Here is a 23,634-nt window from a genome sequence, read left to right on the forward strand (position 1 = left end):
GCCAGACGCATCGAAAGCCGGGACGCCTGAGCGTGGGCAGGCAGTTAGTTGACGCCGCTGGCAGGCCGAGACACCCACGCGTTGGAAGGTTGGGCACTGGCACGCCACGCGCTCTCGAAAAGCGTCACGGGGCAACCCGTTGGAGGTTCGACTCCTCCACCTTCCGCGGCTGCACGAGCGTCAGGCTCAGGTCATGGCTCCGGTGCGATTCCGGGTGCGGCTCAACGGGACATGGCGCAGCTTGGTAGCGCATCCGCTTTGGGAGCGGAGGGCCGCAGGTTCGAATCCTGCTGTCCCGACAACAGTCCCGCCAGGGAGGAGCGCCCCTCTGGCGGGACTGGACAACGTCAGGAGGTCGGAAGGGCGATCGTGAGCGATGGCGCGCTGTCTGTGATGCGGCCCCAGTAGCTGACCGTTCCACCCTTCGCCCCGACGTCCAGCACGAGCGAGCCGGTGACGGCCTGACCGGGCTTGTAGGTCGTGTTCAGATCCGGGCCGTCCAGCTCCTCCAGCGTGGAGGCGTCCTGAGCGGCTACATCGTCGCTCTCCCACTTCATCATCCCGTACGCGGAGAAGTCGCCAGGCGACCGGCCGACGTTCTTCACGGTGAGAGTGAGGCGGGCGAACTGCCCGTGCTCAGGCTCGTTCGTCGTGTCGATGTCAGCCGGCGTGACGTACTCCACGGATTTCACCGTGACGTCGAGCTGTGTGACGACGGTCGGGTTCTCCCCGTACTCGTCGGTGTCCACGACGTCAACCTTGCCGCTCTCACCGACCGCGATTACCGGTCCCGGTGAGGCAGACGGAGACGCTTCCTCCGTCGGCTGCGCGACGGGCGCTGATGCGGCCGGCTGCACGGACGCCACCGGCTCCGTGTCTGACGAACACGCCGAGAGCGAAGCCGCAGTGGCTACCAGCGCCGCGGACACGGCGACACGGCGAATGAGTGCCTTCACGGCGACCCCCCGAATTTTCAAGCGGCCTCCCCTGGCCGCGGATGGCAGCAGCGTACGCGACGGACCTAAGCGACGGAGGCGGTATGGCGTGGGAAGGAAGTACCCGCAGACAGCGCCTCCCGAAGAACTGGCCGGCCATCCGACGCCGCGTCATTCGGCGTGACGAGGGGCGCTGTACGGCCCTCTACAGCGACGGCAGACGGTGCGAGTTGCCCGGCACCGACGTGGACCACATTGTGCCCGGAGATGACCACAGAGAGGCCAATCTGAGGCTCCTGTGCCCGTGGCATCACCAGCGCAAGTCATCTGCGGAAGGCGGCACAGCAGCCGCACAGGTCCGCGTGAGCGTCCACCGACCGAAGCCTCAACATCCGGCCCTGGAGGACTGAATGAGCGCCTCTGGTGCCCGCGTAGAGATCGTGGAGACCGACCACGAGCCCGGAGGTCCGGTCACACCGACGAACGTCCGTATCAACGGTGTCGACGTTGGGCTGCTGGCGAAGGCCCCGAAGGTCGCCCTGGACGGCGACGACGTGACCACCGTGACGTTGGTCCTGATCCCCGCCTCCGTGGAGATCAAGGGCGACGACGTGCGCGAGGAGAAGAAGACCATCGGCTTCACAGCCGGCTAGCACCACAACCCCATAGACATCCGCGGCTGATCCCCGCGGACAGAAGGGCCCTGACGTTCCAAGGCGTCGGGGCCCTTCGCTATTCCTTGGAGACGAGATGCCGAACCGGACTGTTCCGCTGACTAAGACGTGTATCCGTTGCGCTATCGAGTTTTCCGCACTGCGGAAAGACGCGAAGTACTGCGGTGCCGCTTGCCGTGTAGCTGCCGCCAACGATCGGGCGAGGGCGGACGGTAGGGCTGAGCAGTGGAAGGTGGTAGCCGGAGAAAAGCGGGCTGCCGCCTCCTGCATCGAGACTCCGAAGCATGTCTTGACGTGTCAGTATGCGCCCTGTGGCGTGGGGTTCAGCGCTCCCCGGAGGCGGAAGTACTGCGTGCCCCTGTGTGAGAGACGGGCGTACAGCGCCCGGCGGAAAGCTGACGGGCGGCTCGACGTGATGCGTGTGCAGCAGCGGGACTACAACGCCGCGTACCAGAAGGCCAACGCTGACCGCTGGAAGGTCGAGCGCGAGTGCCGCGTATGCGGCGCCTCGTGGCGAACGATGCGCAGGGATGCTAAGTACTGTTCCGACGTCTGCAAGGCTGCGGCCTATGTTGGGTGGGAGACGTCCCCTACGCGCACACGTCGCGCGCTGGCTAAGCGCAAGCTGACCATAGCTGCGCGCGGCACGTGCGGGGGCGTGTGGGTGAGTGGTCACTGTGTGCGCTGTGACACCACGTTTACGGCTCGCGCGCGTGGCAGCAGGTCCGCGCAGTACTGCTCGCGTGCCTGCTACGCAGGGGACAAGGCAGCCACACGCAGGGCACGGCTGCGGGAGGTAGAGCGGGAGACCGTGCATCGTGCCAGGGTTATGGAGCGCGACGGCTGGCTGTGTCACTTGTGCGGTGAGCCAATAGACCGCACACAGACGGCGCCTGAGCCGCTCGCACCAACACTTGATCATGTCATTCCGATCGCGCGGGGCGGTGGCCACACGATGACCAACATCAAGGCGGCTCACTTCATCTGCAACTCGTCGAAGAGTGATCAGTTGGAGTGGTCGCCGGCGGCGTGACGAGACGCCCCACCCCAGGGGGGTGACCTGGGGTCGAAAAACAGGACGACCGTAACCGTGCTGGCACGCTCCCCGTGTACGGGATTGGGACTTTGAAATTGGGCCGTTGAACCGAGTCGGCTGGGAGGCCGTCAGGTGCCCGCACAGGGTTTCCTGGGGGCATCTGAGCGGCCTGGGAGGCGGTTTACCGTAACGCGCCGATGGCCTATCCGGCCTAACGGTCTAATGGGTAATCGCAGGTCAAGCTATGTTTTACCGTAACGCGCCGTGCTAGGATGGGGCCATGGAGAAGGAGAACGTAGTCTGCGCCTGGTGCCCCGAGCCGCTGAAGGCGAGCCGCTCGCACCGCGCACGCTTCTGCTCCACCCGATGCCGAATGGCGTCGCACCGCGCAGCCAAGCGCAACCCGCTGCCCCTCGAACTGACGACCCGCGACAGGTGGGTCCGACGGTCTGCGACGAAGGTCCCGCTGACGACCGGCGACATGCCGGCATCCAGCACAGACCCGCGGACGTGGAGCAGCTACAAGGACGCCTCCGCTTCGTCGGCCGGCGTCGGTCTGGGCTTCGTCCTCTCGGACGTTGACGACATCGTGTGCATCGACCTGGACCATTGCTTGAACCCGCTCACCGGCCGCTTGGCCCCGTGGGCAGCAGCCATCGTGCGCGACGCGGGCGCCACCTACGTAGAGGTGTCCCCGTCCGGCGACGGACTGCACATCTGGGGCCGCGCGGACGTCCGACAGGGACGCCGCATCCGACGCCCCGACGGTACGGCCGTAGAGATCTACGGGACCGGCCGCTACATCGCAATGACGGGCCGCCGACATGGCTCCTGCCCGTCGATCCTCGCTGACGTCGCGGATGTCATTTCTCGTCTGACGGCCAGCGCTTCTTAGCCCGGTCGTACTCGGCCATCAGGCCGTTGAACTCACGCAGCAGCCTGCGCACCTCGTGCACTACCGGTGTTGCCCTCTTCAGTAGGTCGACGACCGTGTCAAACGCCTTGTTGGTGTTCGCGTTCCACGTGTCTGCACTCATTTGATGCCCCCTCAATTCTGCGTGGACCCTAGCAGACCGCGCGAACCGTCCCTAACCCGCTTGACTAACGCGAGTACGACCGAACGGAGGAACGGATGGCCGGCCGCGGACCAGCACCGAAAGATCCATCCAAGCGCCGCCGACGCAACGCCACCGAGCCCGAGACCGTGGTCGTCCCTGACGACGAGCTTCGCGGCCCCGAACTTCCCGAAGGCGTCCTGGGCGTTAACACGAAAACCGGTGAGCTGACCGAGTGGCACCCCATGACGCTGCTCTGGTGGAACGAGTGGCGCACCTCCCCGCAGGCGCAGACCTTCACGGGGACGGACTGGAGCTTCCTCGTCGACACGGCCCTTATGCACCACGCCATGTGGGAGAAGGGCCAGTGGACGCTTGCCGCTGAAGTGCGCCTCAGAGCCGCCAAGTTCGGCGCTACGCCGGAGGACAGAGCCCGCCTGAAGCTCAAGGTCGACAACCCCACGGCAGCCCCGCAGAGGCCCGCTCAGGCCCCCGGAGGCAACGTCACGGACATCACTTCACGCAAGGCGAGGCTGACCGGCTAACCGACGAAAGGGGGCGCCGATGCCGCACGTCACAGTACGCGCCCCGAGCCACGATCGGTCCCGCTCCCTGGGTTGGCTGGCGCTGGCGTGGATGGAGTATTTCGTCGTTCACGGTCCTGGCGACGTCCAGGGCATGCCCGTCTCCCACGGCGACGAGTACAGCGGCTTCGTAGTCGACTGCTACGCGCTCGGTGAAGGCGGCAAGGACGACGGCCGACTCCTCTATGACAGCGCCTTCTTCTCCCGCCCGAAGGGCTGCGACAAGTCGGGCCTTGGCGCCCGCATCGGCCTCTTCGAGGCTCTTGGCCCCTGCCGCTTCGCCGGCTGGGCGGAGGGCGGAGAGATCTACCGGGACCCCTGGGGGCTCGGCTTCGAGTACGTCTACGAGGCCGGCGAGCCGATGGGCCGCCCGGTCACCGTGCCGTACCTCCGGATCATGGCCACGGAAGAGGGCCAGACTGGCAACGTCTACGACACGATCTACTTCAACCTGACCGACGAGGCGTCGCTCCTGAGCCACGTCCCGAACGTTGACCCCGGGCTGACGAAGATCAACCTTCCTGACGGCGGAGAGATTACGCCGTCAACCGCCTCGTCCTCCTCGAAGGACGGCGGGAAAGAAACGTGGGTCTGCTTCGACGAGACCCACCTCTACAACACCCCCGAACTGCGGCGGATGTACGCCACGGTCACGCGTAACCTCCGCAAGCGGAAGAAGGGATCCGGCACATGGTACTTGGAGACAACCACCATGTTCGCTCCGGGCCAGGACAGCGTCGCTGAGCGGACGTACGAAGAGGCCGAAGCGATCCGAGAGGCCCGCAAGAAGCGCGGGCGTGCCCGACTCCTCTACGACCACCGCTACGGCATCGTCAAGGATCTCAAGAACGAGGACGAACTCCGTGCCGCTCTCCGTGACGCTTACGGCGACGCGATGGAGTGGATCGACGAGGACACCCTCGTTGACGACTTCTACGACCTCCGTAACGACAGCGCCGACGGGAAGCGCTACTTCCTCAACTCCCGGACCTCCAGTTCCGACGCGTGGATGGACCCCGACGCCTGGAAACTGTGCCGGCGCGAAGAAGAGATCGCCCCGGGCGAGCTGATCACGCTCGGCTTCGACGGCTCGATCCGCGACGACGCCACGGCCCTTACCGCCTGCCGCGTGTCTGACGGCCATCTCCAGCTCCTCGGAGTCTGGGAGAAGCCCGAGGGCCCGGAAGGCGACGGATGGCAGGTCGATCGCGAGTCCGTCAACGCTGCCGTAGCGGACGCCTTCGCCCGCTACGAGGTCTGCGGCTTCTACTGCGATCCGCCGCACTGGCAGGACTACGTAGACGCCTGGACCCGGGACTACGGCGAGGCGCTCCAGGTCCGGGCCGTGCAGTCCCGCCCGCTGGAGTGGTGGACGAACCGCCCCACTGCGATGGAGCAGGCCCTCAACCGTTTCGTGGAGGCCGTTGGCGACAAGGGCCTCTCGTGGGCCGGCGTCGATGAAGCCGACGACGTGGACACGCCGTTTGCCCGCAAGGGCCTGGCGCTCTCTCGCCACGTACTGAACGCCAGGCGGCGCCCCATGGGGGGCAACCGCCACATCGGGATCGGCAAGGAGCACCCCAAGTCGCCGAAGAAGATCGACGCCGCGATGAGCGCGACCTTGGCCTACGAGGCTCGCGCCGACGCCGTCGCAGCAGGAATCACCAAGCGCAAAAAGCGCTCTGGCCGTCTCGTAGCCTTCTAAGGAGGTCCGCTAGTGCCTATCGATGCCTCCGTAGTGGAGTCGCCCGGGTGGTGGCTCCAGCGGCTCGGGAAGAAGCTCCTGGACGAGCGGGATGACCGGACCAGCGATGACAGCGAGGTAACTCCGGGACTGACATCCCTCCGTCACGCCGCGGAGGGGAAGCCCAAGTTGCCGCACGTGCCTGGTGTCGATCCGCGGGAGATCAGGGAATGGATGCGGGACGCCCGTACCAACTGGCTGTCCCTCGTCATCGACTCCCCGGGCGAGCGCCTTGGAGTAGAGGGTTTTCGGTTTGACGACGCCGGTAGCGGCGGGGAGTCTGCCGACGAGGCGCGTGTTTCGGACACTGAGGCAAATCGCATCTGGCAGGAGAACAGCATGGATGCTGACTCCGCCCTCGTTCACTACGGCGCGATGTCTCAGCGTCGGGCTTTCGTCCTCGTCGAACGTGGCGACGACGGCCGTCCCGTACTGACCCACGAGACGCCGACTCAGGTGTCCGTGGAGCATGAGCAGGGCAACCGTCGGAAGCTAGCTGCCGGTCTCAAGCTCTGGCGTGACGACTGGACTGGCAACACCCGGGCCACGCTGTGGACGCCCACGGAGGTCCACGAGTTCACGACGAAGACCGCTTCCCCGACGTTCACCGGGCGTGCCGCGGAACTTCGGGGGTGGGACGCCCTGGCGCTCCCGACACATCCTGACGGATCCCGTACGAACGACCTTGGTGTGGTCCCGATCGTCCCCTTTATCAACCGGCGCAACCGTCGGCCGGAGGGCTTCGCGGAGCACGAGGACGTGCTCTCGATTCAGTCGCGGATCAACCTGTCGCTAATCAACCTCATCGCAGCGATGAAGTACGGAGCTTTCAAGCAGCGTTGGGCCGCCGGCCTGGAGGTCGACGAAGACCCGATGACCGGCGAGAAGATCCAGCCGTTCCAGCTTGACATCCGGAAGCTCTGGACCGTCGACAACCCGGAGGCGCGCTTCGGCGAGTTCGCGGCCACCGATCTCATGCCGTACGTCCGAGCCGTCGAAGCGGCTGTCCAAGACCTGGCGGCGATCAGCCGAACGCCTCCCCACTACCTCATCGGCGCCGTGGTCAACGTCTCCGGTGACGCCCTGAAGGCGGCAGAGACGGGCCTGATCAGCAAGGTTCGGGACCGGCAGCGCTCCTTCGGTGAGTCGTGGGAGAACGTCATGCGCCTGGCCTTCAAGGTCACCGGCGACGACGCTCGTGCCTCTGCCTGGAGCGCGGAGACCATCTGGCGTGACCCCGAGTCGCGCACGATCTCCGAACTGGCCGACGCAGCAGTCAAGAAGGCGTCCGCCGGTGTTCCGTGGCGTCAGCGCATGGAGGACATGGGGTACACCCCTGCACAGATCTCCCGCATGGAGATCGACCGCGCGGCCGACGCCCTGAACACCGCCCCGACGGAAGACCCGCAGCCGGCGTCACTCCAGGCCAAGCGTGACTCCCGGACGCTGATCACCCGCGAGGCGGACGATGTCCCTGACGCGGCTTGACCGGCAGTACGGATCAGCGATTCAAAGCGTCTGGCGTACGACCTTGGGCCGAACCCACCGAGCGTGGGCCGGCCTCGGTTCGTGGCGGGACGCTGACGTACAGCGTTTCGAGCGGACTGCGCTCCCGGTGCTCCTCGGGGGTCAGCGCCAGGTAGCCGCCCTGACGACCTCCTATCTCGAACAGCTCTACCGCGAGCTGGACGGTCCTTCCAACCGCGTGAACATCGACTTCGACCAGGTAACCGGACGTGCGCTTCGCGACGTCGACCCCGAAGCGGTCTACCGGCGCCCGTTTAAGGAGATATGGAACGCCCTGGACAAGGACGTCGCCTTCGACGTCGCCTTCGAACGCGGTACCCACCGACTGGAGACGATCGCGAAGACCGACCTCCAGCTAGTCCGCACGCACACCGTGCGCGAGGTCGGCGAAGACATGCCCCGCTTCAGCTACACCGTCCGTGAGCTACAGGGCGAGTACGACTGCGCGCTCTGCATGATCGCGTCCACTCAGCGCTACCACAAGCGGGACCTGGCGCCGATCCATCCCGGCTGTGACTGCCTCGTCAAGCTCGTCACTGCCGACGAGGACCCGGGCCAGGTCGTCGACGAAGAGAGGCTGGAGCGCATCCACGATCTCGTCGAAGAGGCGCTTGGCAAGTCGGACCGCGGAGGGCGAGCGGTCGACTACCGAAAGATCATCGTCGCGAATTACCACGGCGAAATCGGCCCAGTCCTCGGCTACGCCGGTCAGCGCTTCACCGGCCCTGACGACATCAACCTTCCGACCTGACGCCCGCCACGGGCTGACGACTCCCGACAGGGGAAACACCTATGCCTGAGCCTGAGAACACTCCTGCCGTCAACGAGCACGGCTACCCCGACGCGACCCCCGTCGCTGAGATGGCCACCGAACATCAGGTGGCGTACTGGAAGCACCACGCCCGCAAGCACGAGGCGACCGCCAAGGCGGCCCCCGACGCTGCTGAGCTGGAGCGACTCCGGGCTGCGGAGGCCGAACTCGCCACCCGCAAGGCAGCGGACCTGACTGACGCTGAGCGGCTCCAGGCTGAGAAGGACGCCGCAGAGACCGCCCGTCAGACCGCGGAGCGCGAGCGGGACGAAGCCCGGCTGGAGGCCGTCCGCATCACCGTGGCGGCTTCGAAGGGCCTCACCCCTGCGCAGGCTGCACGGCTCCAGGGCTCCACGAAGGAGGAGCTGGAGGCGGACGCGGAAGCGCTGCTGAAGGACTTCGCCCCTGTGAGTGGCGGCACGACACACAGGGTCGGCGGAGACCGCGGATCCGACGTCGGCACCGCCGGCTCTGTGTCATCGGGCGCTGAACGCTACGCGCAGAAGTTCGGCAAGTAACAACCATCACCTACTACGGAGGGAATCCGTATGGACCTCAGCCTCAAGACTGAGAGCTTCACGCAGGACCGTCGGGATTGGCTGGGGTCCGCCCACGGCACCGACGTTCCCATCAGCGTCACTCTCGACGTCAGCAAGTTCACCGCGGGCACTCACTATCCGGATGGCTTCATCAAGTCCGGTATTCCGCTGGGGCAGATCAGCGCCACCAAGCTCTACGGGCCGTACGACGACACCGCCACCGACGGCCGGCAGACCCTTGTGGGCTTCCTCTTCACTGCGCAGGACGTCAACGCACGGCGGGTGACCTCCACGAAGGTCGTCGGCTCGATGCTCTGGCACGGCGCGATCAAGGAAGCCAAGCTCCCCGTTCCCGTCGACGCGAATGGCAAGGCGGACGTCCGCGGCGTCATCGCCTTTGTCTGAGAGGCCCTGATACATGCAGCTCATCACTGAGTACGCGACCCCCGCAGAGCTGACGGGTTACGCCCGCGCCGCGCTCCGGGACCGCGAAGAGAACCGCTTCAGTCTGAACCGGTGGCTTCCTAACCAGACGATCAACGATCTGGTCTACCGGTTCAATCGTGGAGGCGGGGGCCTTGTGGAGGCGGCTGTCTTCCGCGCCTTCGACGCTGAGTCGGACATCGGATCGCGCTCCGGCGCCGCTCGCGTGACCGGCGAACTCCCTCCGATCTCCCGCAAGTACCCGCTGGGCGAGTACGACCAGATCAAGATGCGGAACGTCGACAGCCAGAAGGCGGAGATTCGCGACGCGATGGAGGCGGACTCCATCAAGGGCGTGACGGCCATCGCGGCTCGTGCGGAACTCGCGCGCGGTGACGCCATCTTCAACGGCGGCGTGACCATCAACGAGAACCGGGTCAGCGCCGGCGTGGACTTCGGTCGCAAGGGCTCCCACTCCGTCATCGCCGGTACCGTGTGGACCGACGAGAACGCGCTCATCCTGGACGAGGCGCAGTCGTGGCTTGACGTCTACAACGACACGAACGGCGAGCTGCCAGAAGCCACCCTTCTGTCTCGGAAGATCTACCGAGCGATGCTGCGCAACAAGCAGCTCCGCGACCTGGCCTACCGTGGCGCTTCCAGCGCTCCGGGTGTCCTGCGCGGCGAGGATCTGAACGCCGTCCTGGCGGACTACGACATCCCGCCCGTGGTCATCTACGACGCGAAGGTCAGCGTCGACGGTATTGCGACTCGCGTTACCCCGGAGGACAAGCTCGCGTTCCTCCCGGCGCAGGGCGACGCTCTGGGTGCGACCCTGTGGGGCGTCCCCGTCGAGGCGAACGACCCCCGCTACGGCCTTCAGGGCGATGCTGCTGGCGTGGCCGTCGGCGCATACAAGAGCGAGGACCCGCAGACCGTCTGGACTCGCTCGACTGCGATCGTCCTTCCGGTGCTCGGTAACCCGGACCTGTCCTTCGTCGCCGACGTTCTCTGACCCGAAACGCGAGGCACTCACATGGCAACCCTGGCAACGAACGTCCACGTGGCGGACTCCGCGGGCGTGAGCCACGTGTTCGGCCCCGCGGACGAGGTCCCGGAGTGGGCACAGGCGCTCATCACCAACCCGAAGGCGTGGCAGGAGGCGCCGGTTCCACGTCAGTCGACTAGCGCGGCTCCGCCGACTGCGAAGAAGGCGACTCCCGCCAAGCGAGCGGCTTCACGTCGGAAGGCGGGCAACGATGCTCTTCCTCCTGGCTGAGCTGCGCGCTCTCCTCGGGACGCCCGTCACCGACGAGCGAGCCCAGCTCGCCCACGACCTGGCAGAGGACGCCATCATGGGCGAGGTGGGGGAGCGAATCGCTACTCCTCCGCAGCGCGGTATCAAGACGGTGGCTCTCAGCGTTGCCGCTCGCATCCTGACGAACCCCCAAGGGGTTCGGTCGGAGCAGGCGGGCGGCATGCTGATGACGTACGCCGACGATCAAACTGGCGTCGTCCTCTCTGACGACGAGCTACGCCGGCTGCGACGGGCGGTCGGGATGGCGTCCGGAGCGGGGATGCTCGACATCGCTCCGGTGGAGTCTCGGATCTCGACGTATCCGTGGCGGCAGGCATGAGCCTGATCGCCGGCGTGATGTCGGAGTCCTGGTACGTCGAGCGTCCCGGGCCCCGTGTTCGGGACTCCACCGGGTCGTGGGTGCCCGGTCCGCCTGTCCGCACTCGCGTCGACCACTGCGCGGTCATGAGCCCGTACGGCGTGACCGTGGGCTCCTCCTCCGAGAACCACGACGCCAGCGAGACCGTCACGACCCGGCGCGTGTTCGCCGGCCCTCTCGGCACCGACGTCCGTCCGTCCGACCGCATCGTCAGCCTGGACGGTTCTGAGAAGTGGGAGGTCGTCGGCCGCCCGCTGGTGTTCCCCCTGACATCGCTGGCGCGCGTCGAGGCCGCTCTCAAGGAGGTGACTGGCTGATGGCGTACCGGAGCAAGTACACCGGTAAGTACAACGGTCTCGGCCGCATGGTCAGCCGCCCGTGGCTGGCCAAGCCGTGCCGGGATGCTGCCGTAAAAATCATGCAGGTGGCACAGGCTGGCGCCCCCGTCGGAAACCCGGCGGAGGACACACACCCGGGACTCTACAAGGCGTCCTTCGACGTCGTCCCTACCGTCAAGAACGTGCCCTTCCGCGGCAAGCCCCGGCAGCGCTTCGGCGCCCAGGTGATCAACACTGCTCCGCACGCCTGGCGCGTGGAGAAGGGCGACGGTCGGGTGCCGCGCTACGCGCCGCTTCAGACGGCAGTTGACACGGTGAAGGCGGCGCACGGTGGCTGACATCGAGGCGGTTCTCGCTCCCTGGCTGGAGTCCCGCTTCGACGTCTTCAGCGCTTCCGAGACACCCGCCGACCTGGAGGACTCGCTCCCCATGATCCGGGTGGAGCGCGGAGGCGGAGGCGACGGGCGGTTCAGCCTCCACCCGCAGGTGTACGTCGACGTGTTCGCCGCAACGGCTGACGAGGCCCGCACCCTATCCAACAGCGTGCGAGATGCCCTCGTCTTCCTGCGCGGTCCCGTTAACGGCGCCGTAGTCCGTGAAGTCCGTTGCGACGCAGGCCCCTCGCGTCAGCCCTGGGCCAACGAGACGATCTATCGACGTGGCGCCACCTACACCGTGAGCCTCCGGCCCGCGTAACCCCCTTTCCTCCCGCGCTAGTCGACTAGCGCGGATCCTACGCATGCCCTGGAGGCATTCATGGCGGACACCCGCAACGCCGATCTGACTTTCGGCGCATCTGACTACCTCGTCTACGCGGCGCCGATCAACACCATCATGCCGACTGCTTTCGCGGACCCGGCAACCCCCTGGGTAAATCTGGGGTGGGTGACAACCGAAGGCGGACTCTTCACCATCGAAGAGGAATCCCAGGACGTCGAAGCGGCGGGCTCACTGGAGCCCATTCGTACCCTCATGACGAAGAGTCGGAAGAGCACGCAGGTGACCTTCCTGGAGGGCCTGAACCCATTCGTCCGGTCGCTCTACGACAACGTTCCCGTGACCAGTCTCGAACCCACCACCGACGTCGCAGAGTATGACCTGCCGGACAAGCCGAACGACCTTCGATACGCCTTCGTCTTCGACACCATGGACGGCGACAAGCGAATTCGCCTCTACATGCCGAACGGGAAGGTCACCGAAAGGGGCGACGAACAGCCGCAGACGAGTGACGTCATGGCGGTGCAGATGACCTTCACCTTCTTCAAGGGCGCCTCCAATGCGGCGGCCGTCAAGCGTGCCATCAAGTACGGCGGCGTTGACGTCACCGCGTTCTTCCCCGAGACCCCGTAAGACCAGCGACGCCCTGTACCGCGCGGGTCCGGGGCGTCGCTTCATCCTCAATTCAGCTCCACAAGACCCGCGCAGAACCACAATTCCCTGACTTAGGAGACCCGCGCGTATGACTGACATGACCCCCGCCGAGGCACAGGAGACCGAGGCGACCGAGGAGTACGGCACGGCAACGCTCAGCGGCGTTGACCTGCGGATCAAGCCGGGCAACCGGTGGAGGCCCTCGTACCTCCGTGCTCTCCGCGAGGGCGACTACGACACCTGGGCGGCTGGCGTACTGCACAAGGACGACGTGGCCGTCTTCATCGACCTGGACCCGACCTTCGACGAGATCAACGTTTTCACCACGGCCGCCATGGGGTCCACCGGGGAGGCCCCGGGAAAGTCTGGTGGACGTACCAAGTCCTCGACTCGTACGCGGAAGCGCTAGAGGCTGATATCCCGCGGTACTACCCCGGAGCCCGGCTCCTGGACGTGTATCGCGGAGGTATCTCCCTGCGGACACTGCGTATTTGGATCGAGAACCTTCCGCAGGAATCAGCGACGAAAACGCAGATGCGTAACGACGTTCCCGACGACGCTATGGCGCAGGCCAGTTCCGAGTACCGCCCCGACAAGGCGGCATGGAGCAGGATCGAAACGTTCATGGCGCAGCTCGTCGACGAGTTGCGACTCAGCCGATCCGTTGCCATCGCAGCAGCCGGCGGAAAGCCACCCGAATTCAGGCCGGTGCCACGCCCTGGAATCCCTCCGAAATCGGCATCCCCGAAGAGGATGACCGACGAAATGCGCCGCGAGCTTGACCCGCGGATGAGAGATCAGCCGAAGGAGGCGTGACAATGCCGGACCTGGATATCGTCGGTGGTGCGGCGGTCGACGTCGTCCCCGTGATCCCCCAGTTCCACACTAAGCTGAAGGCGCTGGTCCTCCCCATCGCCGACAAGGTTGGTGAGGAAGCCGGTCGGAAGATGGGGGAGGCGATCTCGAAGAACATCGTCCTCTCCATTCCGCAAGCCATTACTCAGGGCGGCAAGCTGGGGGTCCGGGCTGCCGGCAAGCAGGGTGACGACGCGGGTGGCGCGTTCGCGCGCTCCATCCGGCGCAAGCTCGAAGCGGCGTTCAAGGCCATGCCGAAGTTGGACGTCAAGCTGGGTGACACGGGCGTCGACGCCGATCTGGCCCGCATCCGGGCGAAGCTGGAACAGCTCTCCAACAAGCGCATCGGAATCGACGTCAGCGCGGAGGCTGCGGAGGCGGAGATCACCCGCCTGGAGGCTCGACTCCGGGAGTTGGGCGCTCAGCACCCGAACGTCGCTGTCCGAGCCGACACCGCCACCGCCCGAGCGGCACTGGCGGAAATCCGAGCGGAGATCGCCGCTATCGGCGGCCGACGAACCGTCGCACTGGAGGTGGACGGCAGCTTCGGAGCCCGACTTCGAGCCGCCGTCCAGCAGGCACAGGAATCCCTGCCGGAGATCAACGTCGACGCCGACACCACGCCGGCCCGTGCGGAGATCCAGGATCTTCGAACCCGTCTGGCTGCCCTCTCCGAGGTCCGCGTTGGTATCGACATGGATGCTGCCACGGCGATGGCGGAGATAGACGCGATCCAGGCCCGCCTGGCAGTTCTCTCCGCGCAGACCGCGGACATCGACGTCAGGGTGGACGCCGGCGCAGCAGCCGCTCAGCTGGCAGCCCTTCGGGCTCTGGCCGACGACAAAACCTTCAACATCCACGCCCTGGCCGACACGGCTGGTGCCTCCCAGGCACTTCTCGCGCTGGCAGCCCAGGCAGCCGCTCTTGTAGCGATTCCGCTGGGACCGGTCCTTGCCGCTGGGCTGGGAGCCGTCGTCTCGATGGCGACCGCAGCCGCCGTGGGGGTGGGTGCCGTCGGACTCGCGGCCATTCCGGCCATCAAGGGCGTGACGGAGGCCATCAAGGCGAAGACGGCCGCAGAGAAAGAGGCGACCACCGCCACCGACGACAGCGCCCGCAAGGGAGTTCAGGCTGCCCAGCGTGCCCTTCAGATGGCCGGCGCGCAGGCGTCCCTGGCTTCCGCCCACCGCAACGCCGCTCGCGCCATCGCACAGGCGAACCGTCAGGTGGAGGACGCCGAACGCGCCCTTGCGCAAGCCGGCGCCCGAGCGATGGACCAGCGGCGCCAGGCTGCGGAATCCGTGGAGCGAGCCGAGAGGTCTCTTGCCGACGCTCAGCACGCCGCCCGTCAGGCTGAGCAGGATCTGACGCAGGCGCGGAAGGACGCCACCGCACAACTTGCGGACCTGAACGACCAACTGGCCGACGGCGCCCTGGACCAGCGGGAGGCCACGCTTCGCGTCCAGCAGGCGCAGGAGGATCTCAACCGCACGTTGGCCGACGCTGCCGTCGGGAAGGCCACTCAGCTCCAGGTCGACGCTGCCCAGCTCGCGTACGACCGAGCCAAGCAGAATCAGAAGGAGCAGGCTGAGTCCTTTGCCGAGCTGAAGAAGTCCGCGGCTGCTCAAAAGAAGGCCGGCGTGGAGGGCAGCGAAGCCGTCAAGGCCGCGCACGAGCGCCTGGCCGGCGCCCAGCGGGACGTCAGCGACAACGCGAAAGCTCTCGTCGACGCACAGCGAGCCGCAGCCCGAGCCCAGGTCGACGCCGCGCAGGCCGTAGCCGACGCCCAGCGGAACCTGGCTGATGCCGTGCAGAACGCTGCCGACGCTCAGGTCTCCGCTTCGGAGCAGATCGAGGCCGCTGAGCGCGGTGTTGAATCGGCTCGCCTCTCCGGTATCGACACCACGGCGAAGGCGATCACGAAGCAGGACGAGTACCGAAAGGCACTCGCGAAACTGAGTCCGGAGGCTCGCGACCTCTTCGACGCCATCGCCGGCCCGAAGGGAATCACCACCGCATTCAAGGCGTGGAGCCGGGAACTCAGCCCGAGCATCCTGCCGCTTTTCACGCGCACAGTGGAGTCCGCGAAAAACTCGCTTCCTGGCCTGACTCCGATAGCACTTGGCGCAGCAGCCGGAATCGGCACGCTGATGGATAAGGCGTCGGCTCAGCTGAAGACGCCTTTCTGGGTGTCTTTCAAGGCAGAGCTGGAGGAGTCCGTTGAACCGGCTGTAGTCGGGTTCGGTGTCTCCTTTGGTCGGGTCGTCGAAGGTATCGCAGGCATCATCGACGCCTTTCTCCCACACATGGACGGGATCGCGCGGCACTCCGACCGAATCACCGAGCGCTTTGCGAAGTGGGGGACGAGCCTCAAGGGCAGCCCGGATTTCGAACGGTTCCTCAAGTACGTGAAGGACACGTCACCGGGGCTCGCCGAATTCCTGGGCGACGTCATGGAGGCGGCACTCGACGTCACGAAGACGCTGGCTCCGCTTTCGGAAGCCCTCTTCGATGTGGTCGGTCCGCTCTTCAAGGCTATCTCATGGCTTGCTGAGAATTGCCCGGAGTTCGTGCAGACCTTGTGGCTCCTTTATGCCGCCCAGAAGGCAATCACACTCGGAATGGCGGCTTTTGCTGGCGCCATGGTGTTGTACGAGTCGGTCATGGTCATCGCCACTATCGCAACCGCCGGCTGGGCTGTGGCGCTGAACGCGACCGGAATTGTCCCCATCATCCGGGCAATCATTCTTGTCGTCGGACTCCTCGGCGCCGGGATCGTCCTTCTCTACAAGAACTCCGAGACCTTCCGGACCATCGTCGACGCCGCCTGGCACGGCATCAAGACGACGGTCTCATTCGTCTGGAACACGATCCTCAAGCCCATCTTCGACGCCATGGCCGCCGGAATCCGCGCCATCATCGACGCCGCTATGTGGCTCTGGGACAACGCCATCGGTCCCGTCTTCGGGCTCATCGGCGGGGCGGCAAAACTCCTGTTCAAGGCTCTGGTCGTGGCTGCGCTCATCCCTGCGTATATCGCGTTCAAGGTGCTCGCCGAAATCGTGATGTGGCTCTGGGACCACGCAATCGGCCCCGTTTTCGGGTGGATCGCAGACAAAGCGACCTGGTTGTGGGAAAGCAAGCTCCGGGTAGCGTGGGACGCCATCAAGATCGGGCTGGAGTCCCTGGGGCGGAAATTCGAGCTGCTCTGGGAAGGCTGCCGCCCCGTCCTCCAGAAACTCGGAGACAAGGCGGAGTGGCTCTACGACGACGCCATCAGGCCGATGTCGGAAAACATCGACAACGCCATGAGCCACGTCGCTGACGCTTTCGAGAGCGCAAAGCGATCCATCGAGCGATCCTGGAGCCAGGTAAAGGACGTCGTCCGGGAGCCTGTTCGCTTCGTTATCGAGGAGGTCTACAACGCCGGTATCGTCCCGCTCTGGAATAACGTCGTCAAGATCGCTGGCGGCGACAAGCTCCGCACTCTCGACATCAGCGGTTTCTACACCGGCGGCATCATCCCGGGCTACTCTCCGGGAGTCGACGACCGTGTTATTGCCGTGGGTGGCGGAGAAGCTATTCTCCGCCCGGAGGTCACGCGCGCACTCGGCGCCGCACCTATTAACTCCTGGAACGCCGCCGCGCGCCAGGGTGGCGTAGGAGCGGTCCGCAGAGCCATCTCCGACGGAATGCCCGCATTCGCCAGCGGCGGCATCGTCGGTGATATCTGGGGTGCCCTGAAGTCCGTAGGCGGCTCTGTCGTCGACGGCATCAAGGACACGACCGGACTCCTCCTGAATCCCGACAAGGTTTTCAGCGAGGCCGGCGAGTGGGCCACGGCCATGATGTCCCCCTTCACGTCCTCGGCGTGGGGAACAGCGGTCTCGAAGCTGCCCGTGAAGATGCTGAAGAGCCTGGGTAATTCCATCTTCGGCGGCGACGGGACAGCCAAGGGAAGCGTCGGTAAGGCGCTGGCGTGGGCGAAGACGCAGGATCCGAAGCCGTATGTTTGGGGTGGCACCGGACCCGATGGCTTTGACTGCTCCGGGTTCATGTCCTCGATTCAAAAGGTCATCATGGGCCAGAATCCGCACGGACGCCTTTGGTCGACGTTCTCCTTCCAAGGAGACAACGCCCCAGCTGGCTGGGTGCGCAACCTGAAGAGCCCCTTCATGGTCGGTATCACCAACCAGGGCGTGGGCCACACCGCGGGAACCCTGGCCGGCGTGAACGTCGAGAGCCGCGGAGGGGACGGAGTCGTTATCGGCCCGCAGGCTCGCGGCTGGGCGGATTCCCTCTTCACCTCGCACTACGGGTTCGCCCCTGCCATTGGGAAGGTCAAGGGCTACGCGGCCGGCGGCTTCCCGGGCGTGGGCGAAACCGCATGGGTCGGCGAGAACGGACCTGAACTGCTCGAATTCCTGACGCCCACCCGCGTCTACAGCCACGCCGACTCCATGGCGATGGCCCGAGCGACGCAGAGCATCCCGGCCAGACAGACCAGCACTCCGACGATCCAGGCCGACGTGCATGTCTACGTCGGAGATCGCGAAATCACAGACATCGTCCGCGTAGAGGTCGACGCCCGCGAGGCGTTCACTGCCGCGGACCTAGAGACAGGACGGTACCTCTGATGACCAGCCCGATCTACACTCCGGAGCCCGCCGGCGAGCCCCCGCGCGACCCCGGAAGCGAGTACAGCCCAGGCTCCAACGACGGCGCCAACGGGGGAATCGGCGACGGTGGCGGCCCCGACCATGAGGGCGACGGCGAGGGTGACGGAGGGGGCGACGGCGGGTGAGCGTAGCCACCAACCTGTTGCCCTCGAACACGTCCGGCATCGAGACAGACACCAGCGGCTGGACGGCGGGGGCGAACACCACGCTGTCGAAGTCCAGCCGCTTCTACACCGGTGCAGCCTCGCTCGGCATGACCGCCACAGCCGCCGGGTCCGTCACGGCCACCACCTCCGCTCGCGTGGCGGTGGTGGCCGGGCAGGAGTACACGGCGTACAGCTACTGGGCGAACGTCGTTGCTGCTACTGGCCGGTCAGCGACGGTCCGCGTTGACTGGTACGCGGCGGTGTCCGGTGGGTCGGCCATCAGCTCCGTCACGTCGGCCGCCAGCTCGCTGCCCAACGCGACGACGTGGCAGACCCCTCCGCCGATCCTGATCGGCACTGCACCGGTCGGCGCTCAGTACGCCTCCGTTACGGTGTCGTGCTCCGGGCTGACGGCTGGTGCAACCGTCGTGACAGACGTGATCAGCCTCGGACCGCCGCAGACGCCCTCCGGAAACCTCCTGCCGTACAACACGGCGAGTGTGGAGGTCAGTACCGCAGCGTGGAGTGCGTACACCAACGCGGTTGTCAGCCGTTCGTCGGAGGCGGCATGGGAGGGCTGGCATAGTCTGGTGGCCACGTCGGTGGCAGCCGGTCCGATGGACATCGGCCAGGCCCCTCTGGTCTCGGTGACGCCCGGGGTGGAATACGTCGCCAGCGCCGTCGTCCGACCTGACGTTGCCAGCACGGTCCGCGTGGACCTGCGGTGGTACGACGCCTCGTCAGCCCTGATGTCTCAGAGCGATACGCCGTGGTCGGCCCCCGCCGGTACGTGGACCACCTGCACCACGATCGGTATCGCACCGCCAGGAGCTGCGTTTGCACGTCTGGTACTGCACCCGGTAGCCACCGACGTCGGACAGCGCTGGCTGTTCGATCGCATGGCACTTCGACCGGCGCCCACCCCCGTCGGGTCCCTCATCGGCTACAACATCGCGAGCATGGAAGTTGACGCCTCCGGGTGGTCGGCCATCGCCGGGTGCACCGTGGAGCGATCTACGGATCGGTGGTGGGAGGGGTCGGCTTCACTCAAGATCACGGCGGACGGCACCACGGATGCGTGGGTGGGTACAACAGCCGTAATCCCCGTGACGCCGCGGGTGTCGTACTCCGCTACGCCTATGGTGTGGGCTGCGGCTAGCACGGCGACCCGCATATTCGTCACGCGTCTGACGTGGCAGAACTCAGCCGGCGAAGACATCCGGATCAGCGATTTCCGGTGGCGGATTGTTGCCGGCGCAAGCGGCTGGTTTGTTTTGCCGAGTAGTGGTGCAGCTCCTGACGCAGCCTCCAGCGTCCGCGTGTCGGTGGCATTCGAGGCTCCGACCGCCGGGGATGTATACCACATCGACGCCGTCGACGTAGTGCCTGGCGGCGTCAGCGCTATCGCGGATCCACTGCCCGACCAGTACGGCGCCAGAATTACTCTCTCCGGCCTTACCACCGACGCCCATACCTACTGGGGCCTGTGGCGGGCGGATGCGACCGGCGACCGTACCCCCGTCCGGGGGTCCACCGGTGACACATCGCAGATGCTCATCACCGGGGACTCGACCATCGTAGAGGATTTCGAGGCGCCTCTCGGCGTGCCGACGACTTACGTCCTCGCTCTCTGGACGCCTGCGGGCTCCAGCCGCCGCACCACATCCGACGCCATCGTCATCCCGGAGCCGGCCCCGTCGGAGGTTGTGCTCAAGGACCCCGGATTGCCGGCCCGGCAGACGACGGCCGCCGTGTCCAAGGGCGGGCAGCCGCAGTGGACCCGACGGGCCCGACAGGGCGTCAACGCGGTCCGCGGACGCTCCCGGCCCATCGTCATCTCCGACGTTCGCACGTCCCGCGAGGGCACGATGACGCTCGTCACGGAGACGACGGAGGATCTCGCCTCGATGTGGTGGCTCCTGGAGACGGGCAACGTCCTACTGATCCAGTGGCCATCTCTCTGGGGTGAGCGTGACGTCTACGTCTCGGTCGGCGACGTCACGGAGGCTCCGATCGTCGGCTACGCGGAGTACCGCGATCGCACCTGGACGGTTCCCCTGACAGAGGTGGACCGCCCCATCGGGGGCGCTACCGGGGCGGCAGACCGTACCTGGCAAGCCGTGGCCACCGACCACACCTCGTGGACTGACGTGTCCACCACCTACAGATCGTGGCTGGGCGTCTACACCGGAGTGGAGGGGACCTGATGCAGCCGGTATCACCCGCGTACCTCCAGGCCCTGACGACGTCCCACTCCATCACGGTGACCGTGAGCGCTCATCGTGGGGCCACGACCACCGTGACCGACCTGCCCATCACGGACGGGTCGGTCACGGTGGACCGCGGGAGCAGGATCCGCCGCACGCTCTCCCTGACGGTGTCGGATCCGAAATTCCTTCCGTGGGCAGAGCTGGACCCGCTCGCGGTGTACGGACAGCGTCTCGTTGTCTCCCGCGGAATTCGTTTTGCCGGCGGTCAGGTGGAAAGCGTTCCTCTCGGAACTTTCCGCATCAACGAGCCCTCGGGGGACACCCTTTACGGTCCTGTGACGCTCACCGGCCACTCGTCGGAATGCCACATCATCGACGATAAGTTCCTCGTCCCGACATCGACCCGCGGCTACACGACGTGCGTGACGGCAATGGAATACCTCATCCGTCAGACGCTCCCGGACGCCGTGATCGTCAACGCAACGGCTGGATCTCGAAATCCCTCCTGCGCAATCGCGACGTGGAACACCGGAGCCGACCGATGGGACGCGGTTCAACAGATCGCCCTGGCGATGCAGGCGGAGATCTACGTCGATGCGCTGGATCGTTTCGTAATCGCCGACATTCCCGATCCGGTGACAGCCCCGATTGTCTGGGACATCGCGGAGGGAGAGGGCGGAACGCTCATGTCTGCCTCCCGATCGATGTCAAGAACGGCCGTTTACAACGCCGTTGTGGCGAGCGGGGAAAATACTGCGTCGGGATCGGCACCCGTGAGCGCCGTTGTGTACGACACGAACCCGCTCAGTCCGACGAGATGGGGCGGCCCGTTCGGTCGCGTCCCGAAATACATCTCGTCGGCTCTCTGGACGACCGTGGGAGCCTGTCAGGCAGCAGCTACGTACGCACTCGCAGAGGCTACAGCGAGGAATGTGCAGCTTTCCATCTCCGCAATTCCAAATGCCGCACTTGAAGCCGGAGACTGCGTTCGGGTTTCGCACACCGGGCACAAAGAGAAAGCCATCGTCCAGTCGCTCACAGTCCCTCTGACGGCCGAGGGATCGTCGTCCCTGACGCTCCGGGGCGGGAAGGAGGAGGCTGCATGACCGCACGTCAGAGCCTCACAGAGGCCGTACAGCGGGCCGCCAGTCGCGCCGTGGCACAGGAGGCCCCGGGCTGGCTCATCGCCACTGTGACGGCCACCTACGCCGACGGGACGGTGGATATCGCCACCTCCCGCGGCCCCGTGGAGAAAGTCCGCCGTCTGAAGTCCTATTCCACCCCGGCGGTGGGCGACATGGTGAAAGTGGATTACAACTCGGACGGAAATTGGATTGTCGCCGGATCCCTTGCGACGTCGTGACTATGAGGAGCATTTGAATGCCAGCACCTGACGCGTACGGGCAGGGGGTCCAGTATCCCGTTCTGTCTGATACGCCGAACATAGAATCCGCCTTCCAAACGGTGGTGAACGGCCTCGTTGGACTCTCCGTCCTCCGTTTCGCCAACGCCAACGACCGAGCGGCGAAACTTGGCGGCCCGATTGTCGCCACCCCGGGTCAGATCTGCTACCTGATCGCCGAAGATCGGTGGGACCGGTTCGAGGCTGATCGGAAATGGCGGCCGATGTCTCCGGGACCATGGAAGCCACTTACCTTCGCATCGGGATACGTGGCGAATGGCGGCTCGCCCGGATATCGAATTGTGAACGGCGACGCACAGCTTCGTGGATCCTTCGCGCGATCGACCGGAGCCGATCTCGTGGCAAACACCGAGACCACGTTCATGACCCTGCCAACGGAAGCACGTCCGAAGACCGCAGCGTCTTTCATCACGTCGGCCAATTTCTCGACGTCGGACGGGGTGTCCCGGTTCTCCGCTCGCGTGACCATCGCAACGAGCGGCGCGTGTTCCTTCCGGCTGCCCGCAGGGATGACGTCGTCTTTCGTCTACCTCGACGGGATCCGCGTCTCGCTCGACTGACGCCGCCACACACCAATTCCGCCCCGCAGCGACGGGGCTTTTTCTATGCCCGGGAGGGGAACCATGGCTACACCGATGACCGCGAGTCAGCTCGTCAAGGCGTTGCGGGACGAGGGCGTCGACGTCCAGGAGTACCGAAGCTGGCGGACGCACAACCGGAACCACAAGGGGGCATGGGGCCCGGTTCATGGCATCGTCATCCACCACACTGCCGGCGTGAACAGTCTCGCCCTCTGCTACGACGGCATGGCTGGCCTTCCCGGCCCGCTCTGTCACACGCACCTGAGCAAGGCCGGCCTGGCGACGATGGTCGGTAACGGCCGCGCGAACCACGCGGGCAGCTTCCCTTCAAACGCTTTCAACGCGATGCTGCGTGAGTCGTCCACGCACCCGCGTCCTTCCGGACCGGAGAGCGTGGACGCCAACGCGCGGACGTACGGCATCGAGATCGAGAACCTGGGCAACGGCAAGGACTTCTACCCGACGCGTCAGTACGACGCTGCCGTCCGCTGGGCTGCTGCGATCTGCCGCTTCCACGGCTGGACCGCGGACTCCGTGATCGGCCACCGGGAGGGGACGACTCGGAAGATCGACCCCAAGGGGCCGGTCGGCAGCGAGGACGGCCCGGACTTCGACATGGATCAGTTCCGCAAGGACGTGGCCGCGCGGCTGAAGCTGGAGGAGGCGCCGAAGCCCACCACGCCGTCGAAGCCGTCGAAGCCGTCGAAGCCGGCCAAGCCCGCCACTCCGGCGAAGCCCACCGTCGACCTGTCGCGTCTCGTCGCCGCTGCTCGTCGCGACCCGGGCCTCAAGCAGGGCGGTACCACGCACCCCGCTGACGTCAAGCTGGTCGAAGCGGCGCTCAAGGCGGAGAGACTGCTGCCCGCTGCCTACGCCAAGGACGGCTCCTTCGGCAGCCTGACGCGCACCGCCTACGCCGCCTGGCAGCGCCGTTGCGGCTACACCGGCTCCGCGGCCGACGGCATCCCGGGCAGGGCGTCGCTGGAGAAGCTGGGCGTCAAGCATGACTTCAAGGTCAAGGCGTGAC

The 23,634-nt window shown here is 66.0% G+C and carries 26 protein-coding genes and 2 tRNA genes; 26 read left to right on the forward strand and 2 right to left on the reverse strand.

The features are described from left to right. Positions 1-83: 83 nt before the first annotated feature. Positions 84-166, forward strand: a tRNA-Ser gene (locus CP967_RS30945). A 59-nt stretch (positions 167-225) separates the two neighbouring features. Beyond that, positions 226-299, forward strand: a tRNA-Pro gene (locus tag CP967_RS30950). Between the two features lie 48 nt (positions 300-347). Here CP967_RS30950 and CP967_RS34180 read toward each other — a convergent pair. Continuing rightward, positions 348-749 carry a DUF4352 domain-containing protein gene (locus tag CP967_RS34180; RefSeq protein WP_167535466.1) on the reverse strand — a complete coding sequence of 134 codons (402 nt, stop codon included), beginning with the start codon at positions 747-749 and terminating at the stop codon, positions 348-350. Between the two features lie 596 nt (positions 750-1,345). On the opposite strand from CP967_RS34180, the gene CP967_RS30965 reads away from it, so the two are divergent. From CP967_RS30965 to CP967_RS30975, 3 genes are all read left to right on the forward strand, one after another. Continuing rightward, entirely contained in the window at positions 1,346-1,588 is a 243-nt protein-coding gene (locus tag CP967_RS30965; protein ID WP_229888277.1) for a hypothetical protein, read from the forward strand. Between the two features lie 850 nt (positions 1,589-2,438). Beyond that, positions 2,439-2,642, forward strand: coding sequence for an HNH endonuclease (locus tag CP967_RS35510; RefSeq protein ID WP_150491131.1), 204 nt, complete (start codon positions 2,439-2,441; stop codon positions 2,640-2,642). A 283-nt stretch (positions 2,643-2,925) separates the two neighbouring features. Then, entirely contained in the window at positions 2,926-3,540 is a 615-nt protein-coding gene (locus CP967_RS30975) for a DNA primase (protein WP_150491132.1), read from the forward strand. On the opposite strand, the gene CP967_RS34185 is transcribed toward CP967_RS30975, so the two are convergent. Next, on the reverse strand, positions 3,509-3,682 hold the full coding sequence (locus tag CP967_RS34185) for a hypothetical protein (RefSeq protein ID WP_167535467.1): 174 nt from the start codon (positions 3,680-3,682) through the stop codon (positions 3,509-3,511). The genes CP967_RS30975 and CP967_RS34185 overlap by 32 nt on opposite strands. Before the next feature lie 95 nt (positions 3,683-3,777). On the opposite strand from CP967_RS34185, the gene CP967_RS30980 reads away from it, so the two are divergent. From CP967_RS30980 to CP967_RS31075, 21 genes are all read left to right on the forward strand, one after another. After that, complete coding sequence (locus tag CP967_RS30980; RefSeq protein WP_444545656.1) at positions 3,778-4,245, forward strand: phage terminase small subunit; 468 nt, start codon at positions 3,778-3,780, stop codon at positions 4,243-4,245. 91 nt (positions 4,246-4,336) lie between these two features. Beyond that, positions 4,337-5,989, forward strand: a complete 1,653-nt coding sequence (locus tag CP967_RS30985) for a terminase (protein ID WP_229888278.1) — start codon at positions 4,337-4,339, stop codon at positions 5,987-5,989. Positions 5,990-6,001: 12 nt separating this feature from the next. Then, the gene (locus CP967_RS30990) at positions 6,002-7,516 is read left to right on the forward strand and encodes a phage portal protein (RefSeq protein WP_150491135.1); all 1,515 of its coding nucleotides are present in this window, start codon (positions 6,002-6,004) and stop codon (positions 7,514-7,516) included. Between the two features lie 127 nt (positions 7,517-7,643). Next, positions 7,644-8,306 carry a hypothetical protein gene (locus tag CP967_RS30995; RefSeq protein ID WP_229888279.1) on the forward strand — a complete coding sequence of 221 codons (663 nt, stop codon included), beginning with the start codon at positions 7,644-7,646 and terminating at the stop codon, positions 8,304-8,306. Between the two features lie 41 nt (positions 8,307-8,347). Further along, positions 8,348-8,884, forward strand: coding sequence for a hypothetical protein (locus tag CP967_RS31000; RefSeq protein WP_150491137.1), 537 nt, complete (start codon positions 8,348-8,350; stop codon positions 8,882-8,884). Between the two features lie 30 nt (positions 8,885-8,914). After that, positions 8,915-9,310: a head decoration protein gene (locus tag CP967_RS31005; RefSeq protein ID WP_150491138.1), complete on the forward strand. Its 396-nt coding sequence runs from the start codon at positions 8,915-8,917 to the stop codon at positions 9,308-9,310. A gap of 13 nt (positions 9,311-9,323) precedes the next feature. Next, complete coding sequence (locus tag CP967_RS31010; protein WP_150491139.1) at positions 9,324-10,343, forward strand: major capsid protein; 1,020 nt, start codon at positions 9,324-9,326, stop codon at positions 10,341-10,343. Between the two features lie 244 nt (positions 10,344-10,587). Further along, complete coding sequence (locus CP967_RS31015; protein ID WP_150491140.1) at positions 10,588-10,965, forward strand: hypothetical protein; 378 nt, start codon at positions 10,588-10,590, stop codon at positions 10,963-10,965. Next, complete coding sequence (locus CP967_RS31020; protein WP_167535468.1) at positions 10,962-11,321, forward strand: hypothetical protein; 360 nt, start codon at positions 10,962-10,964, stop codon at positions 11,319-11,321. Before CP967_RS31015 ends, CP967_RS31020 begins: the two co-directional genes overlap by 4 nt. Beyond that, the gene (locus CP967_RS31025; RefSeq protein WP_229888280.1) at positions 11,321-11,680 is read left to right on the forward strand and encodes a hypothetical protein; all 360 of its coding nucleotides are present in this window, start codon (positions 11,321-11,323) and stop codon (positions 11,678-11,680) included. The genes CP967_RS31020 and CP967_RS31025 overlap by 1 nt, the downstream gene beginning before the upstream one ends. Beyond that, positions 11,673-12,038 (forward strand): hypothetical protein, encoded by a 366-nt coding sequence (locus CP967_RS31030; protein WP_150491141.1) that lies wholly within the window; start codon positions 11,673-11,675, stop codon positions 12,036-12,038. The genes CP967_RS31025 and CP967_RS31030 overlap by 8 nt, the downstream gene beginning before the upstream one ends. A gap of 60 nt (positions 12,039-12,098) precedes the next feature. Continuing rightward, positions 12,099-12,692, forward strand: a complete 594-nt coding sequence (locus tag CP967_RS31035; protein WP_150491142.1) for a phage tail tube protein — start codon at positions 12,099-12,101, stop codon at positions 12,690-12,692. Between the two features lie 109 nt (positions 12,693-12,801). Beyond that, positions 12,802-13,122 (forward strand): hypothetical protein, encoded by a 321-nt coding sequence (locus CP967_RS31040; RefSeq protein ID WP_150491143.1) that lies wholly within the window; start codon positions 12,802-12,804, stop codon positions 13,120-13,122. A 125-nt stretch (positions 13,123-13,247) separates the two neighbouring features. Continuing rightward, a complete protein-coding gene (locus CP967_RS31045; protein WP_229888281.1) occupies positions 13,248-13,529 on the forward strand; it encodes a hypothetical protein in 282 nt (93 codons plus the stop codon). Positions 13,530-13,531: 2 nt separating this feature from the next. After that, a complete protein-coding gene (locus CP967_RS31050; RefSeq protein ID WP_150491144.1) occupies positions 13,532-18,205 on the forward strand; it encodes an NlpC/P60 family protein in 4,674 nt (1,557 codons plus the stop codon). After that, the gene (locus CP967_RS34190; protein ID WP_167535469.1) at positions 18,205-18,372 is read left to right on the forward strand and encodes a hypothetical protein; all 168 of its coding nucleotides are present in this window, start codon (positions 18,205-18,207) and stop codon (positions 18,370-18,372) included. Before CP967_RS31050 ends, CP967_RS34190 begins: the two co-directional genes overlap by 1 nt. Further along, positions 18,369-20,600: a hypothetical protein gene (locus CP967_RS31055; protein ID WP_229888282.1), complete on the forward strand. Its 2,232-nt coding sequence runs from the start codon at positions 18,369-18,371 to the stop codon at positions 20,598-20,600. The genes CP967_RS34190 and CP967_RS31055 overlap by 4 nt, the downstream gene beginning before the upstream one ends. A gap of 92 nt (positions 20,601-20,692) precedes the next feature. Next, positions 20,693-21,709 (forward strand): DUF5047 domain-containing protein, encoded by a 1,017-nt coding sequence (locus tag CP967_RS31060; RefSeq protein WP_229888283.1) that lies wholly within the window; start codon positions 20,693-20,695, stop codon positions 21,707-21,709. Then, on the forward strand, positions 21,706-21,966 hold the full coding sequence (locus CP967_RS31065) for a hypothetical protein (protein WP_150491146.1): 261 nt from the start codon (positions 21,706-21,708) through the stop codon (positions 21,964-21,966). Before CP967_RS31060 ends, CP967_RS31065 begins: the two co-directional genes overlap by 4 nt. Before the next feature lie 17 nt (positions 21,967-21,983). After that, on the forward strand, positions 21,984-22,586 hold the full coding sequence (locus tag CP967_RS31070) for a hypothetical protein (protein ID WP_150491147.1): 603 nt from the start codon (positions 21,984-21,986) through the stop codon (positions 22,584-22,586). Between the two features lie 63 nt (positions 22,587-22,649). Then, the gene (locus CP967_RS31075) at positions 22,650-23,633 is read left to right on the forward strand and encodes an N-acetylmuramoyl-L-alanine amidase (protein WP_150491148.1); all 984 of its coding nucleotides are present in this window, start codon (positions 22,650-22,652) and stop codon (positions 23,631-23,633) included. The last annotated feature ends 1 nt before the right edge of the window (position 23,634 follow it).

It is taken from the genome of Streptomyces nitrosporeus (assembly GCF_008704555.1).
In the GTDB taxonomy this organism is placed as follows: Bacteria; Actinomycetota; Actinomycetes; order Streptomycetales; family Streptomycetaceae; genus Streptomyces; species Streptomyces nitrosporeus.

Bases quoted from the DNA above. Each gene is read 5' to 3' on its own strand.
- CP967_RS31065 (WP_150491146.1), top strand. From the start codon at position 21,706: ATGACCGCACGTCAGAGCCTCACAGAGGCCGTACAGCGGGCCGCCAGT.
- CP967_RS31035 (WP_150491142.1), top strand. From the start codon at position 12,099: ATGGCGGACACCCGCAACGCCGATCTGACTTTCGGCGCATCTGACTAC.
- CP967_RS31010 (WP_150491139.1), top strand. From the start codon at position 9,324: ATGCAGCTCATCACTGAGTACGCGACCCCCGCAGAGCTGACGGGTTAC.
- CP967_RS35510 (WP_150491131.1), top strand. From the start codon at position 2,439: ATGGAGCGCGACGGCTGGCTGTGTCACTTGTGCGGTGAGCCAATAGAC.
- CP967_RS34190 (WP_167535469.1), top strand. From the start codon at position 18,205: ATGACCAGCCCGATCTACACTCCGGAGCCCGCCGGCGAGCCCCCGCGC.
- CP967_RS31000 (WP_150491137.1), top strand. From the start codon at position 8,348: ATGCCTGAGCCTGAGAACACTCCTGCCGTCAACGAGCACGGCTACCCC.
- CP967_RS31070 (WP_150491147.1), top strand. From the start codon at position 21,984: ATGCCAGCACCTGACGCGTACGGGCAGGGGGTCCAGTATCCCGTTCTG.
- CP967_RS30975 (WP_150491132.1), top strand. From the start codon at position 2,926: ATGGAGAAGGAGAACGTAGTCTGCGCCTGGTGCCCCGAGCCGCTGAAG.
- CP967_RS31075 (WP_150491148.1), top strand. From the start codon at position 22,650: ATGGCTACACCGATGACCGCGAGTCAGCTCGTCAAGGCGTTGCGGGAC.
- CP967_RS34185 (WP_167535467.1), bottom strand. From the start codon at position 3,682: ATGAGTGCAGACACGTGGAACGCGAACACCAACAAGGCGTTTGACACG.
- CP967_RS30965 (WP_229888277.1), top strand. From the start codon at position 1,346: ATGAGCGCCTCTGGTGCCCGCGTAGAGATCGTGGAGACCGACCACGAG.
- CP967_RS31025 (WP_229888280.1), top strand. From the start codon at position 11,321: ATGGCGTACCGGAGCAAGTACACCGGTAAGTACAACGGTCTCGGCCGC.
- CP967_RS31050 (WP_150491144.1), top strand. From the start codon at position 13,532: ATGCCGGACCTGGATATCGTCGGTGGTGCGGCGGTCGACGTCGTCCCC.
- CP967_RS31015 (WP_150491140.1), top strand. From the start codon at position 10,588: ATGCTCTTCCTCCTGGCTGAGCTGCGCGCTCTCCTCGGGACGCCCGTC.
- CP967_RS30985 (WP_229888278.1), top strand. From the start codon at position 4,337: ATGGAGTATTTCGTCGTTCACGGTCCTGGCGACGTCCAGGGCATGCCC.
- CP967_RS31005 (WP_150491138.1), top strand. From the start codon at position 8,915: ATGGACCTCAGCCTCAAGACTGAGAGCTTCACGCAGGACCGTCGGGAT.
- CP967_RS31045 (WP_229888281.1), top strand. From the start codon at position 13,248: ATGCGTAACGACGTTCCCGACGACGCTATGGCGCAGGCCAGTTCCGAG.
- CP967_RS31040 (WP_150491143.1), top strand. From the start codon at position 12,802: ATGACTGACATGACCCCCGCCGAGGCACAGGAGACCGAGGCGACCGAG.
- CP967_RS31020 (WP_167535468.1), top strand. From the start codon at position 10,962: ATGAGCCTGATCGCCGGCGTGATGTCGGAGTCCTGGTACGTCGAGCGT.
- CP967_RS30980 (WP_444545656.1), top strand. From the start codon at position 3,778: ATGGCCGGCCGCGGACCAGCACCGAAAGATCCATCCAAGCGCCGCCGA.